The 14,188-nt window shown below is 53.9% G+C and carries 10 protein-coding genes; 4 read left to right on the top strand and 6 right to left on the bottom strand.

Annotated elements, in window-relative coordinates:
- The first annotated feature begins 772 nt into the window (after positions 1–772).
- Positions 773–1,939, top strand: a complete 1,167-nt coding sequence (locus tag EXQ56_08520; protein ID MSO20493.1) for a CoA transferase — start codon at positions 773–775, stop codon at positions 1,937–1,939.
- A 185-nt stretch (positions 1,940–2,124) separates the two neighbouring features.
- Here EXQ56_08520 and EXQ56_08525 read toward each other — a convergent pair whose 3' ends face one another.
- Genes EXQ56_08525 through nagZ form a run of 3 tightly spaced genes read right to left on the bottom strand, consistent with a single transcriptional unit; the run spans position 2,125 to position 6,084 of the window.
- Positions 2,125–3,636, bottom strand: coding sequence for an ABC transporter substrate-binding protein (locus EXQ56_08525; GenBank protein MSO20494.1), 1,512 nt, complete (start codon positions 3,634–3,636; stop codon positions 2,125–2,127).
- Between the two features lie 47 nt (positions 3,637–3,683).
- Entirely contained in the window at positions 3,684–4,898 is a 1,215-nt protein-coding gene (locus EXQ56_08530) for an anhydro-N-acetylmuramic acid kinase (protein ID MSO20495.1), read from the bottom strand.
- Between the two features lie 13 nt (positions 4,899–4,911).
- Complete coding sequence (gene nagZ / locus EXQ56_08535) at positions 4,912–6,084, bottom strand: beta-N-acetylhexosaminidase (GenBank protein ID MSO20496.1); 1,173 nt, start codon at positions 6,082–6,084, stop codon at positions 4,912–4,914.
- A gap of 165 nt (positions 6,085–6,249) precedes the next feature.
- Here nagZ and EXQ56_08540 point away from each other — a divergent pair, with 165 nt between their 5' ends.
- Genes EXQ56_08540 through EXQ56_08550 form a run of 3 tightly spaced genes read left to right on the top strand, consistent with a single transcriptional unit; the run spans position 6,250 to position 10,760 of the window.
- Positions 6,250–8,094, top strand: coding sequence for an ABC transporter ATP-binding protein (locus EXQ56_08540; GenBank protein ID MSO20497.1), 1,845 nt, complete (start codon positions 6,250–6,252; stop codon positions 8,092–8,094).
- Positions 8,095–8,104: 10 nt separating this feature from the next.
- Positions 8,105–10,012 carry an ABC transporter ATP-binding protein gene (locus tag EXQ56_08545; protein MSO20498.1) on the top strand — a complete coding sequence of 636 codons (1,908 nt, stop codon included), beginning with the start codon at positions 8,105–8,107 and terminating at the stop codon, positions 10,010–10,012.
- Positions 9,999–10,760 carry an SAM-dependent methyltransferase gene (locus EXQ56_08550; protein MSO20499.1) on the top strand — a complete coding sequence of 254 codons (762 nt, stop codon included), beginning with the start codon at positions 9,999–10,001 and terminating at the stop codon, positions 10,758–10,760. Before EXQ56_08545 ends, EXQ56_08550 begins: the two co-directional genes overlap by 14 nt.
- Positions 10,761–10,841: 81 nt before the next feature.
- Here EXQ56_08550 and EXQ56_08555 read toward each other — a convergent pair whose 3' ends face one another.
- The 3 genes from EXQ56_08555 to bioA form a co-directional block, all read right to left on the bottom strand.
- Positions 10,842–11,909, bottom strand: coding sequence for a CofH family radical SAM protein (locus EXQ56_08555; GenBank protein ID MSO20500.1), 1,068 nt, complete (start codon positions 11,907–11,909; stop codon positions 10,842–10,844).
- Positions 11,910–12,052: 143 nt separating this feature from the next.
- Positions 12,053–12,838, bottom strand: coding sequence for a dethiobiotin synthase (gene bioD / locus EXQ56_08560; GenBank protein MSO20501.1), 786 nt, complete (start codon positions 12,836–12,838; stop codon positions 12,053–12,055).
- On the bottom strand, positions 12,814–14,187 hold the full coding sequence (gene bioA / locus EXQ56_08565; GenBank protein ID MSO20502.1) for an adenosylmethionine--8-amino-7-oxononanoate transaminase: 1,374 nt from the start codon (positions 14,185–14,187) through the stop codon (positions 12,814–12,816). The genes bioD and bioA overlap by 25 nt, the downstream gene beginning before the upstream one ends.
- Position 14,188 lies beyond the last annotated feature (1 nt).

Genomic DNA, 14,188 nt, shown 5'->3' on the forward strand with positions numbered 1-14,188 from the left:
CATTCTGCGTCTCGATCCACAGCGCCGTCCCGCCCGTCTGCTCGGCGAACAGCGCGAAAGTGACACCGCGCGCTCATGCCTTTACCTCCGTGTCCTCTGCGCCCTCCGCGGTTAAGACGTTTCCGCTGAATTGAATCTGCCCCGGCACAGACAAGTTCTCCGCCGCGGGCAATGCGGTGGCCATCGGGGACAAAACCATAAGTATCGCCAGGGTAATTTCGGCCAGGGTTGTTGCGATGCGTGAGGAACTGGAATTTAGGGTGCGGATGCGCATGAGAGTCGCTCTCCTTTGAATGTACTTCTTCACTTGATTCCCAAAATGTAGCTGATAGAGATTCCCGCCGCCGAAATCAATTGGCGTCGAGGGAGCCATTATCCTTCAGACTGAGCATTGTGAAACGGAAATGCTAGTTTTAATTTCGCAGGCCCAGTACGTATAGGCCCACGCGCCTTTAGGAAAAGTTTGACTCGTCGGGCACCGCCGCGCCGGACCCAGATGACAGATTCACCAAATAATCAGAATTTGCGGCTGGGTGGGACCGCCAAAAAGAGCGTGTGCAAGGGCGGGGAAGAGATCGATAATTACATAAGAGTTATTATCAGACTCGAAAACGGGCGATTTGGAGGTTTGATTTTTGGTTGCAGGCAGGCGCCCCATTGGGGTGGTCGTTTGTGGTCAATTTGGAAAAAACCATGAACGTGTGCAATTTTGGTTTTGCCGACAATTTGGTCAAGTTGTCAGCCTCAAGAATGGTGTGAATGGTATTCTTAAATGGCCATGGAAACTCCAAAACAGGCGCTGGGAAATTTGACGGTCATCGAGTTTGCTTCGTTCGCCGCGGGACCGTGCGTGGGGAAGTATCTGGCGAATCACGGAGCGTATGTGGTGAAGGTGGAGTCGCGCCGCGCCCTCGATGGATTTCGCACACACTATCCGCCGTTCAAGGACAATATCGTCGGCGTAAACCGTAGCGGTGTCTTCGCCATGAACAACGATGGCGTAAAGAGCGTAGAGATGGATCTGAAGACTCCGCAAGGTCTGGAGCGGGCGTGCGCTCTGGTGGCCGGGGCCGATGTGGTTATTGAGAATTTTACGCCCGGCACAATGGCGCGGCTGGGTTTGGGCTATGAGGAATTGCGCGCGCTTAATCCGCGATTGGTGATGCTGAGCACCTGCAATCTGGGGCAGAGCGGGCCGCGCGCGCAACATCCAGGATTTGGATCGCAGCTAACGTCGCTGTGTGGATTCACAAGTTTAATTGGCACGGCGGATCGCACGCCAGCCATTGTTTATGGGCCTTATATCGACTACATTGCGGTTGGGTTCGCGTACATTGCCATACTCGCCGCGTTGGAGTTTCGTCGGCGGACCGGGCGCGGGCAGTATGTTGATCTGGCGCAGTATGAGAGCGGAGTGCATTTTGTTGCGCCGGGAATATTGCAGTCGCAGTTAACGGGAATGTCGCCGGGGCGATGTGGAAATCAGGACGAGACTGCCGCGCCGCACAACGCTTTTCCCTGCGCCGAGACGGATAGCTGGTGCGTTATCAGCGTTCATGATGATGACGAGTGGGGGAGGTTGATCGAGACGCTCGGGAGCCCCGCGTGGGCCCAAAGCGGGCGGTTCGCCACGCAACTCGCGCGCCAGGAATCAGCGGCGGAATTAGACCGTTTGTTGGCGGCTGAGACCATCCACTATGACGCGCTATCGTTGATGGAAAAGTTACAGCGCCATCGCGTCCACGCGGCTCGAGTAAGCAATATGCGAGAGTTGTTTTCTGATCCACAACTCCAGCACCGTGAGCACTGGGCGTTAGTCAATCATCCTGAGGTTGGCCAGCATCATGTGCCGATGCCGGCATATCAATTAGCGGAGACTCCACGTCTGCCGGCGACCGCACCCCCATTGCTTTTTGAGAACAGTCCGGCAGGACGATAGCTCTTTTCTAGAGTCATTAAATATCTTGCAACTGATTGTATCAGTGCTAGATACAGCAATAAGAGAAAGTTTCTATATATGACATAATATATATTATCAGACGTTGTTAATTTGGTGGTGGTAGGAAAATTGCAGTTTGTTGTTTGTGGTTTCAGCTAGATACTGCTGTTTATGGTCCTTATCCTTCAATTAATAAGCTGTAGTTCCATCATAAAGTGATAGTTACCAGTTGGATCTATTTGAAGTCCTGCTATCCGTTCATCGTAAACGGCGACGTTATCCAAATACCAAAGATGGATGTATGGCAAGTCTTGATTCAATAACGATTGCAACTTGAGATAAGCATCACGACGTTCCGCAAGATTACTCGTCATACGTCCACGCTCGATCAGCTTGTCGGCATTGGGGTTGTGATATCTGCCCCGATTAGCTCCGGCAGGTGGAGTCTTTTCAGAGTGAAACAAGTATTCGAAAATGTCCGGATCGTTATTTCCTCCAATCCAGCGCAAGGAAAACAGATCAAAGTTTCCCTTGGTGATGTCTGAATAGAAAGTCGCGAATTCATAGGATCGAATCTCTATCTTTACTCCAATCTTGCGCAATTGATCTTGCAGTACGGCTGATAGTTCCCGTCCGGCTTGATCGGTTGAAGTTTTCATCACCAATGTAAGCCTACTGCCGTCCCCGCCCGTGTGATACCCAGCCCTCTCCAGCAGATCGATAGCACGTTGTGGGTCGTACCTTTGTGACTCAAGATCAACAGCATGGGCCCAATGACCGATTGGAAGAACACTATTGGCCGGACGAACCAAGTCTCGCCATAGATGCTTAATTAAAGCGTCCCGATCAATTGCATATGCCAAGGCCTGACGGACAGGAATGGTTAACTGTGGACTTGCAAGGTTTAGTCCTAAATATTGATAGGTATTGCCCAGTTGCTGAGACACCCGCAGGTGCGGTTCTTTTTGCAAGGAGACCACGGTGTCGGCAGGCAATGAATTCAGCACAATATCCGCACTTCCATTGCGCAGTTCCAGTGCGCGAGTGGTTGCATCCGGGACGATTCGGAACTCCGCCCGTTCGATAAATGGCGGCGTATCCCAGTAATCAGAATTCTTTTCGATGGTAACCGACTCGTCCTGCCGCGAAGACACAAACCGAAATGGCCCTGATCCAATTGGGCTGCTTGCAAAGCCCGATCCCGAACCTTCCGGAACTATTCCGAGGGCACCCTGAGTAAGGTTCCAGAGAAATGATGAGTAAGGCTCCTTCAGTCGAATGATAACAGTCCAGTCATCAGGTGCTTCAACGGAAGCAACACGACTGAAGTTGGCGGTCTTGACGCTCTTGACCTCGCCGGAGAGCAGCGATTGCAACGTATAGCGAACATCCTGCGCTCGTAGAGGCCGGCCATCGTGGAATCGGACGTCATTTCGCAGATGAAAAACATGTGTAAGTGGATCAGGTGATTCCCAGTGAGTTGCCAATGCTGGCTGCAATTGAGAGTGGTCGTTGCGACGTAGCAGGCTATCAAAGATTAGTTCGCCAATTCGCTCGGACTGCGCGTCCGTACCGACGCGAGGGTCGAGGCTAATGGGGCTCGACTCGATTAGCATTACGACAGTGCCAGGGTCGCGTTTTGATTGACATCCCGTGGAGATCAAAATTGATAAAAGTACAGACCAAGCAACACCCATATACTTCCGTTGTACAAAGCCCACAATTGAATTAAGTAACTTCATCGCTACTGGTAATCTACTCTACTTTTTTGGCCAAGAATAATTTTCCCCAATATCGCCGGATGATTCGCACCCGTAGCGCTTGGAAGACTCGAGACCTCTTGATGAAAGGTTTGATAGGCCAGCATTGCGAAAGCTGTCGCTTCCTTTGCCTTGGAAGGAATCGCCGAGTTTTCGGTATTGATGATGCGTATCGGCATGGTCGCACCGGACTTCCTTGTAGCCTCCTGTAAGCGAATTCCCAGTTGGTTCATCAGGAATGGGTTGTTGACACCCCCACCGGATACAAAGCACTCCCTGATCGGGAACTGAGTTAACACGAACTTTCCAATTGCATGAGCAATCGTCTCTGCTGTGAACGCCGTTACTGTCGCCAAAGCATCCATCAATGAACCACCGCTCCCGCCGATCTTTCTCACAAAATGCTCCTGTAAGTAGTCAGCGCCGAACTGTTCGCGGCCGGTGGACTTTGGAGGCTTTCGGTTAAAGTACTTTTGTCGCACTAACTCACGAATCATCCGTTCACATATTTTTCCACGGGAGGCCATGAGTCCGTCGTGATCATAACGCAATCTTCCGTTAGTGGCTTTGGAAGCCAGGATATCCATTAGCATGTTGCCTGGCCCTGTATCGAATGCGAATACATCTTCTGATGGCGCGCCAGGCGGTATGGCCGTGAGGTTTGCAATCCCTCCGAGATTCAACGCAACCCGGCCGCGCGTTTTGTGGCGATAGATCAAGTAGTCGAAATAGGGAACCAGCGGAGCTCCCTGCCCGCCGCTGGCCATGTCGGACGGTCGGAAATCGGCGATGGTCGTGACTCCGGTTCGCTCTGCGATAATTGCCGGTTCGCCAATCTGAAATGTCGAGCGGACCTTGATGCCCAACTCATTCGATGATTTACTCTGATGATAAATTGTCTGCCCATGTGATCCGACTAGACCGACGGATGCAATGGGAATCCTGGAACGGCGGCATGTAGATAGGCAGGCCCGGGCGAATAACTCTCCCAACAGGAAATTAAGCTGAGAAATTTCTCCGGCCGAGGAGGCTTCCCCGCCCGCGATGGCAAGTATGCGGGTACGCACTGCGTCGCTGTATGGAAAAGATTGGAACGCTCGAAGTTTTACACGAGCATTCCATGCACGACCGCGAATCTCCACAATCGCAACATCGATCGCGTCGGCCGACGTCCCGCTCATCATTCCCGCTACCAGCATGGGTTGCACCTTTTTACTTGCCCGTGATCGCGGGACGCTGAGAGGAGTCCGCTATTCGCTTATCGATCAACTCGGTGAGTTGCTGCAAACGATTGCGCAAATCATTAAAGTCTCGTTCGGCTGCCTTCCCAGGAGTCGAAATTCCCAGGTGCCGCATTTTGGCAGCAGTGATTCGTGCAGCCACTTTCTCGATTAGTCCACGAAACTCCGTGGAGCGCTCCGCCTCGATGACGAGTGCGGTATGAACTTTCTCTACGTTCGCGGCGTTATGGCACACCAGTAAGATGTCGCAACCGGCGCGAATCGCGCCGACGGCTGCTTCTTCAATGGAACGACCGACCAGCGCGCCGCCCATCTCCAGATCATCGCAGACGATCAGCCCCTCATATCCAATTCGCTTGCGCAGCAACTGGTTGATGATGGCCGGGGACAACGTGGCGGGTCGCGGCGAGGTGGTCCCGCATAGTTCACGTTCCACCTCGGGATACCAGGCATGCGCCACCATGACCATCGGCAACTGGCCGGACAGCTCACGGTAGGGCAACAGGTCCTGATCCCAAAGCGCAGAAAGATTCTTTACGATGGTGGGCATTCCCATATGGGAGTCTATCGTGCCTCCTCCGAGTCCTGGAAAATGTTTGCCACATCCGATGATGCCCAACTTCTCGAGTCCATCCAGAAAGTCCTGTGCGAATAAAGCGACCCGTGTGGGTGACGACCCTGCCGTTCGGGTGCCCATGACTTCTTTCGATTCATCCGATCCCAGATCGAGAACTGGAGCGAAATCGACATTCAGAGAAAACGCCGCCAGTTCCCTGCCCGCCACTTCGCCCAATTCCGCTGCTAGCCCCGCCTGCACGGCCCGTTGCACCGAAGGCAGTGGCCCGATCAATTCGCGAAAGCGGTCCACCAAGCCGCCTTCAAGGTCGAGTGCCAGATAGGGGTGCGTGTCCGAAAGGAGCTCGCTAACTTGAGAAACTAGTATCGCAAACTGTTGTTCGTTTGCGATGTTGTGCTGGAAGAAAATTACGCCGCCTGGCTCAACCGTGCTTATCAAATCACGACACTCAGCACCCGCATCCTGACCCTCGATGCCGATAGTAAGAAGCTGTCCCGCTAGTTTGCGCAGTGGATTCATAGGAAGAAAGATTATATCTGAACTCCGTAGCCGCGCTTCCGTGGACATACAAAGTCGGGAGTGTAAACGATGGCACCATGGCTCCTTTCCATTTTCGCCAAGGTAATCAACGTGCCCGGTCAGCCTGAAGCGAAAATCACGCACCAGTGTCCCGCAGACCCCCTATAATCGAACTATCATTGACACTAAAAGGATCAGCGCATTTGCATGGCCATGAAAACCTGGCAAGACCTAAGACCTCTGTTTCCTTACTTGCGCCCCTATCGTCAGCGGTATCTGCTCGGCTTAGGATCGCTGCTGGCCGAAGTGTTTTTCTGGGTTGCCGTTCCACAGATCATCCGCTTCGCAATTGACGATCTCACGCAAGGCGTTAGTTCGGACAAATTAATTCAATACGCGGCCTTGCTGTTTGTGGCCGCGCTGTGCAAAGGTTTCTTCCTCTATTGGACGCGCATGATCATTATCGGAATTTCACGGGATGCTGAGTATGCGTTGCGCAACGATCTATATCGTCATTTGACGCGCCTGTCGCTCAGTTTCTTTCAGCGCAATCGGGTTGGTGATATCATGTCGCGCTCGACCAATGATTTAAATGCGGTGCGCATGCTCCTCGGCCCTGGCATCATGTATTCGGGCCGCACGCTGGTGATTATGGCCGGAGCGATCGCCATTATGGCCCACATCAGCCCCAAGCTGACACTCTACACATTCACACTCGCCCCCGTCATCGCCGGCATCGTAGTCTACTTTGGAAAACGTATTCATCACCGTTTCGAGGCCATCCAGGCGATGATGTCGGATATCAGCGCTCGTGTTCAGGAGAGTCTTGCGGGCATTCGCGTTCTTCGTGCATACGCGCAGGAGGAGTCAGACCTCGCCCAGTTTCAGACGCTCAATCGGGACTTCATGGAGCGGAATCGCAAACTGATTCGCGTCTGGGGGATGTTTTACCCCATCCTGGAAGTGCTTATGGGGTTGGTTACAGTTACGGTGCTGTGGGCTGGAGGGCGCGAAGTCGCACGGGGTGCAATCACCATTGGCGACTTTGTCGCCTTCAATGTTTATATGGCGCAACTGGCGTGGCCTATGGTGGCGCTGGGATGGGTGGTTAATCTGCACCAGCGCGGCCTAGCCTCACTCAAGAGACTCGATACCATTCTTAGCGAAGCCCCTGAGATAGCCGATGATCCGATGGCTCACCTCATTTCGATGCCAGCGCCGAAGGACGGCGTGTCGGAGCAAACCAAAGGTGCGTCGATTGAGTTTCGTAGCTTATCGTTTTCTTACAACGGCGTTCCGGCAACCAGTGCGGCGGCACTCTCGGAGCAAAGTGGGAAAGGAACGCAGAGTCGCAAGGACAGACGCGTTCTGCAGGAGATCAATCTGTTGATACCAGCGGGCAGCACGGTAGCTATTGTCGGACCAACTGGATGTGGCAAATCGACTCTGGTCAATCTGATTCCGCGTCTGTTCGAGGTACCCACCGGCACCATCCTGATCGACGGCGTGGAGATTCATCAATATCGCCTCGCCGACCTGCGCCGCATGATCGGCTTCGTGCCTCAGGAAACATTTTTGTTTAGTGAAACCGTTCGGGAGAATATCGCTTTTGGCGTCGAACAATCCAGTGAGGAAGAGGTCCGACAGGCAGCTGAAGTAGCCGGACTTCTCAGCGACATTGATGGCTTCCCGCGCGGTTTTGAAACCATGGTGGGAGAACGCGGCATTACTTTGTCAGGTGGTCAGAAGCAGCGAGCGGCTATTGCTCGTGCAGTAGTGCGTGACCCACGGATTGTGATTCTCGACGATGCGCTCTCCAGCGTGGACACTTACACGGAAGAGTTGATCCTCATGCGCCTGCAACGCGTTCTGCGCGGACGCACGGCTGTCATCATTTCGCACCGTACCTCCACTGTCAAGCATGCCGACCTGATTGTCGTTCTCGTGGACGGCGCGATTGTGGAGCGGGGGACTCACGCCGAGTTGATGCAGAGCGGGACATACTACCCGGAGCTTTATCAGAAGCAACTTCTTGAGGAAGAATTAGAGAAAGCATAGGAGTTCGGCAATGCGTGGAGGTGGCAGCGGCAGTGGCGGCGGTAAGCTGGCAGGCAGCCCTGGAAAGGGAGGCCAAGCCGGCAGGGGAGATCACCGCGAAGAGGAAGTATTGGGGAAAGCTTATGATAGCCGGCTCATGCGTAGGTTGCTGACGTATTTAATCCCTTACTGGCCAACCGTTCTAGTGGCTTCCCTGGCGATGATACTTCATTCGCTCCTGCAGGTCGTCGGGCCTTTCCTGACGAAGATCGCGGTGGATCGCTATCTGGTTGCTACTGACCGCCAACCTACTTTTCTTGATTCCTATTTAAGTCCCGAGTCGCTATCTGGATTAACTCAGATAACATTGCTATATTTCGCCACCTTGATTGTTCTTTTCGGACTGGAATATCTGCAGACGTATTTCATGCAAATGGTTGGCCAGCACGCCATGTTCGATCTGCGTTCGCAGATGTTCAGCCATCTGCACCGGCTCCCGACACAGTTTTTCGATCATAATCCCGTCGGCCGACTGGTAACCCGGATTACAGGCGACGTGGATGTGCTGAATGAGATGTTCACCTCCGGAGTGGTCGCCGTCTTCGGTGATTTCTTCTCATTGCTTTTTATTGTGATCGTCATGCTGCAAATGGATGCATCGCTGGCCCTGGCAACATTCTCCGTGCTGCCACTGATCATATTGGCCACGGCACTGTTCCGCCGTGTAGTGCGCGACTGTTACCGGCGAATTCGCACCGCGGTCGCCCGCATCAATGCACATCTCGCCGAGCATGTTACAGGCATGAGCGTGGTGCAGCTGTTCAATCGGGAAGACAAGAGTTTCGCGGAATTTGACCAGATCAACCAGGATCACAAGAAAGCGTTTCTTGATTCCGTCTTTGCCCATTCGGTCTTTTATCCTGCCGTGGAAATTCTAAGCGCAACCGCGATTGCCTTGATTCTTTGGTACGGCGGCCATCAAGTACTGGACGGCTCACTGACCATCGGAATCCTGGTTGCCTTTATTCAATATGCGCAGCGCTTCTTCCGCCCCATTCAGGACTTGAGCGAGAAGTACAATATTTTGCAAGGAGCCATGGCCAGCTCCGAACGAATATTCCGGCTGATCGATGAGCCCGTCACCATTGAGTCTCCCGTGCAGCCGACCGCAATGCCATCTGGCGAGCAGTCTACAGGACAAATCGAATTTCGCAATGTCTGGTTTGCCTATGAAGACGAGAACTGGATATTACGCAACATCAACCTGACGATTGACTCCGGTCAAACCATCGCCGTAGTGGGCCATACCGGCGCGGGAAAGACAACGCTGACTAGCCTGCTGCTGCGTTTTTATGACGTGCAGAAAGGTCAGGTGCTGATTGATGGCCGCGACGTCCGGCAGTGGAACCTGCAGGAACTCCGCCGCCGTTTCGGTGTGGTGCTTCAGGACCCCTATCTCTTTTCTGGAACGATTGAGAGTAACATACGACTGGGAACCCCCGACATCACGCGCCAGGATGTGGAGGATGCGATAGAAGAAGTAAACTTGGCGGAGTTTATTCGATCGCTTCCTGAGGGTCATCAGGAGGAAGTTCGCGAGCGAGGCAGCTCACTATCCGTAGGTCAAAAACAATTGATCAGCTTCGCGCGCGCTCTGGCACACGACCCGCAGATTCTGATTCTCGATGAAGCGACTTCCAGCGTCGATACCGAAACCGAATTGCGCGTGCGCGATGCGCTGACTCGAATGATCACGAATCGCACTTCCATTATCATCGCGCACAGGCTTTCCACCATTCAGCGCGCCGATCGTATAATCGTGATGCACAAGGGCGAAATTCGGGAATCGGGTTCCCATCAAGAGTTGTTGGCGCAGAGAGGGCTATACTGGCGGCTTTATCAACTTCAATACAAGGAGCAGGAGATTGCTGTTAAATAAATTGAATCGCACTGTCAGAGCTGCTCGAATGAATATTCGTCTATCTGAAATGCCTGCCTCAAGTAAGAGTGTCTTCGCATTGATCCTGCTTTTCACAATGATTCCCGTTATAAGTGTCGGTGGCGTTCAACAAAACCCGCCGCGAGCCCTGCGTGTTTATACCAATGACGATATCCCACCCAGGTCTGAATCCGCGCCAGTTGGTGCCGCTTCGCCAAATGAAGCCAGCAATGACAGTGGGCCTGCGTCCTCCAATCCAGCAGAAGTAGGCAAGGTGGCGCCCTTTGTGCCGACACCAATGGATGTGGTTGAGAAAATGCTGGAGATCGCCAAGGTAACCTCCGCCGATGTTGTTTATGATCTCGGTTCGGGTGATGGGCGCATTGTCCTGACCGCCGCCGCAAAATACGGAGCGAAGGCTGTGGGCGTGGAGTTGGATAGGGACCTAGCAACGGAGTCCGAAGCAGAAGCAAAGCGCCGCAACCTGGACAAACTGGTAACGATCATTCAGGGCGATTTATTCCTGACCAACGTAAAACCGGCCAGTGTGGTTACGGTCTATCTCTTGCAGGCTGCCAACCGGCAGCTATCGCCAATATTAGAGAAAGACCTCAAGCCCGGAACTCGTGTCGTGGCGCATGACATACGAATCCCGGACTGGAAACCGGTCGAAGAATTGTCGATGAAATCAGATGGCATACAACATTACATCTATCTGTACCGCATCCCCGATTCCTTTAAAAAATAGACTTGCGCAGATGGGAAGCCTAGCATGAACTGGATTTGCGGGTGGAGACTCCCTGCCCTGCGAGAAATGATAGTGGATAGTTTAGCGCAGCACGGGCTGTATTGGAGTGAGGCGGAAGGCTTCGGCGCTTTGCTCACGACGTGAATAAATTGAGTCCCGGACTACCGGGAGATATCCCGCCAACTCAATATTACGGCGCAATTCCGCCTCTTCCGCGACCAGACTATCGGGCGCTCCGGCGACAACATTTTCTTCCAGCACCACGCTGCCCGTGTCATTCGCGCCGAACTCCAGAGACCGTCTACCCGTTTCCAAGCCTACTGTCAGCCAAGACGATTGTAGATTCTCGAAGTTATCCAGATAGACTCGCGCCAAGGCCTGCATCCGCAAGTATTCTTCATTTGATGGTTTCTGCTTGGGGAGTATGGACGGATGTTGCGCTCCGATCTGGTATGGCCAAACGATCATAGCGACAAATCCATCCGTTTCATCCTGCAACTGGCGTAACCGATCGAAGTGATTCAGTCGATGCTCTAGTGTCTCGCCAAAGCCGAACACCATCGTCGCAGTGGTTCGGATGCCCAAGCGATGCGCGGTGCGATGCACGGTGAGCCACTGCTCCGTGTTGATCTTCAGCGGACTGATGCGTTGACGAATTTCATCGTCCAGAATCTCCGCGCCGGCGCCGGGAATTGAGTCCAGGCCGGCATCGCGAAGCCGCCCTAAGGCGTGCTCCAGCGTCAGGCCGGAGACAGCCGCCAGGTTAGCTATTTCTGATGCTGAAAAACTATGCAGCCAGATTCCGAACCGCTGTTTGACTTTGCGCAAGAGCGATTCATAGTATTCAATTTTCAAATCAGGATGATCTCCGCCTTGAATAAAGATGCCCACAGCGCCCAACGAGATGGCATCTTCAATTTTCTGGAAGATCATATCCTCGCTCAAAACGTAGCCTTCCTTGCTACCCGGTGGTCGGTAAAAGGAGCAGAAGGAGCAGTAGGCGTTGCACACGTTTGTGTAGTTGACGGTGCGCTGGATGGTGTAGCTGACCAGTCGTTCGGGATGCTTTGCGAAACGAATCGCGGAGGCCGCTTCACCAAGAGACGCAAGATCGCCGTGAAACAATTCACGCGCCTGCTCTCGATTCATTCGTTGTGTCGGCATAGATTTCAAACTCACACTTCGCTGCGTGCTGCTCAAAGTATCATAGATCAGACCATCTGCCAGCCGCAATCGGCCTGGCGCAATGGTAGGCGCAACTATAAGCCAACTACAGGCCCACTACATGCCAACTACGCCACGGCGCGCGGTACGCGGGCAATAATATCATCTGCCAAACGGTCGAAAATTATATCCATCTCCGGCTGACTTGTCCGCGCGGCATCGGGGATCACCCACACGGGAACACTCGTGAGCCGGCGCAGTGTGTCGGCATTTGTATCGAGCGCGGGGAGATGCTGCGGATCAAGCGGCGAGCCTGTGGCATCACCATAAGGGTGATTGAGTACGCAGCCGACAGTCGTCAATCCCTTCTGCTGGAGAAACTCCATTGTAAGTAATGTTTGGTTGAGCACGCCAAGTCTTGAACCAGCCACCACCAATACGGGAAGATCGAGACGCTTTGCCAAATCGGCAAAGTGGAAATCCCGTGCCATAGGGACCAATATTCCCCCGGCGGATTCAGCGAGCACCCAATCATGCCCTTGGGCTAATTCCCGATAGCACCTCTCCAGCACGGTGGGATCAATCGTTTTTCCTTCCCGCTCAGCGGCCACCCACGGTGCGGCTGGAAGAGCAAATCGGTACGGGCAAATGGTGTCGAGCGGCGATTTCGTTGCGGTTGCCGCTTCGAGCAATCTGGCATCGGAAGGAATTAACGAATGCGTTGCGGGATCAAAAAAACATCCGGTTTCCACCGGCTTGAAAGGGGCCACATGAAATCCATCGCGTATCAACGCCGCCGCCAGGCCAGCGCCGACAAAGGTCTTCCCAACTCCTGTATCTGTTCCCGTAATCAGCAATGACGCAGCCATATGCAATCCTGGTGTTTCGTCTAACCCTTTATAACCTCGGCACAAGCCTCGCTAATGGCCTCCGCGGAAACTGCGGCGATATGCTGCATTTCCGCAATGGTAGTGGACAAGGGAGGATTCAGGATAACCACATCTCCCAACGGACGCAGGATCACTCCTCGACGACGCGCGGCCATTATCACGCGTTTACCCAAGCGCAGTCCTGACGGAAATGACCGACGTGCTTTCGCATCCTCGGCTATTTCAATACCCACCATCACTCCCCATTGCCGGATGTCGGCCACGTGCGGCAGGTTTCGCAATGGATGCAGGGCCTCCTCCAGGGCATGTATTTTGAATGGCAGCTCCTGCAGGACATTGTCCTTCTCGAAAATATCCAGCGAGGCCAGCGCCGCCGCGCACCCAATCGGGTTTCCCGTATAAGTATGGCCGTGGAAGAAAGTCTTGCGCTCCGCGAAATCGCCAAGGAACGCGTGGAAGACTTCCTCGGTAGTCAGAGTGGCCGCGAGCGGCAAAGTGCCTCCGGAGATGCCCTTGGCCAGGCACATCAGGTCGGGAGTAATGCCCGCGTGATCGCAGGCAAACATTTTTCCAGTGCGGCCAAAACCAACAGCAACCTCGTCGGCAATCAGCAGAATATTATTCTGCCGGCAAAGGCGCGCGAGTCCAGCCAGGTAATCCACAGGATGATTCCACATCACCGCCGCAGCCTGCATGAGTGGCTCAACGATGAGCGCGGCGATGCGCCGGCGGTCGCGTGTGAGCGTAATCTCCGCCTCGGCCAACGCGCTGCTGACTGCTTCCTCCATGGACTGGCGACGATAGTACCGAAAGTAGTGCGGCGGATTGAGTTTCACGCAGGGGAATAGCAATTGGCGATAGGGGCGGTCGAACAGCTCCATGTACCCGACGCTGAGCGAGCCGATGGTATCGCCGTGGTAGCCCTCATTCAAACTGACGAACACATCGCGCCCCGGTTCTCCGCGCAGTTGCCAGTAGGCGAAAGCCATCTTCAGCGCCACTTCGACAGCGGTGGCTCCGGAGTCGGAATAGAAAACCCGAGTGAGTCCCTTGGGCGCGATATCGATCAGGCGCTTGGCCAGTTCCGTAGCAGGAAGATTGGACAGGCCCAACATCGTGGAGTGCGCTAATTGCGCGGCTTGTCCGGCGATGGCAGCAACGATTTCCGGCCTGCCGTGCCCATGCAGGTTGCACCACAGCGAGGATGTAGCATCGAAATATCGACGTCCGTCGCTGGCAATAAGATAGTTGCCATCACCTCGTTCAATGAAGAGCGGGTCCTCGGCCATCCACTCGCGCATCTGCGTGAATGGATGCCAGGAATGCTCATGGTCCCATTGCTTCCAGGGCTGCGGCGATTCGGAGGTTGGCATG

The sequence above is a fragment of the Acidobacteriota bacterium genome (assembly GCA_009691245.1).
Lineage (GTDB): Bacteria > Acidobacteriota > Terriglobia > 2-12-FULL-54-10 > 2-12-FULL-54-10 > SHUM01.

Coding starts and splice junctions, on each gene's coding strand:
- bioA (MSO20502.1), bottom strand. CDS start 14,187: ATGCCAACCTCCGAATCGCCGCAGCCCTGGAAGCAATGGGACCATGAG.
- EXQ56_08520 (MSO20493.1), top strand. CDS start 773: ATGGCCATGGAAACTCCAAAACAGGCGCTGGGAAATTTGACGGTCATC.
- EXQ56_08530 (MSO20495.1), bottom strand. CDS start 4,898: ATGCTGGTAGCGGGAATGATGAGCGGGACGTCGGCCGACGCGATCGAT.
- EXQ56_08555 (MSO20500.1), bottom strand. CDS start 11,909: ATGAATCGAGAGCAGGCGCGTGAATTGTTTCACGGCGATCTTGCGTCT.
- nagZ (MSO20496.1), bottom strand. CDS start 6,084: ATGTCCACGGAAGCGCGGCTACGGAGTTCAGATATAATCTTTCTTCCT.
- EXQ56_08525 (MSO20494.1), bottom strand. CDS start 3,636: ATGGGTGTTGCTTGGTCTGTACTTTTATCAATTTTGATCTCCACGGGA.
- EXQ56_08545 (MSO20498.1), top strand. CDS start 8,105: ATGCGTGGAGGTGGCAGCGGCAGTGGCGGCGGTAAGCTGGCAGGCAGC.
- EXQ56_08540 (MSO20497.1), top strand. CDS start 6,250: ATGAAAACCTGGCAAGACCTAAGACCTCTGTTTCCTTACTTGCGCCCC.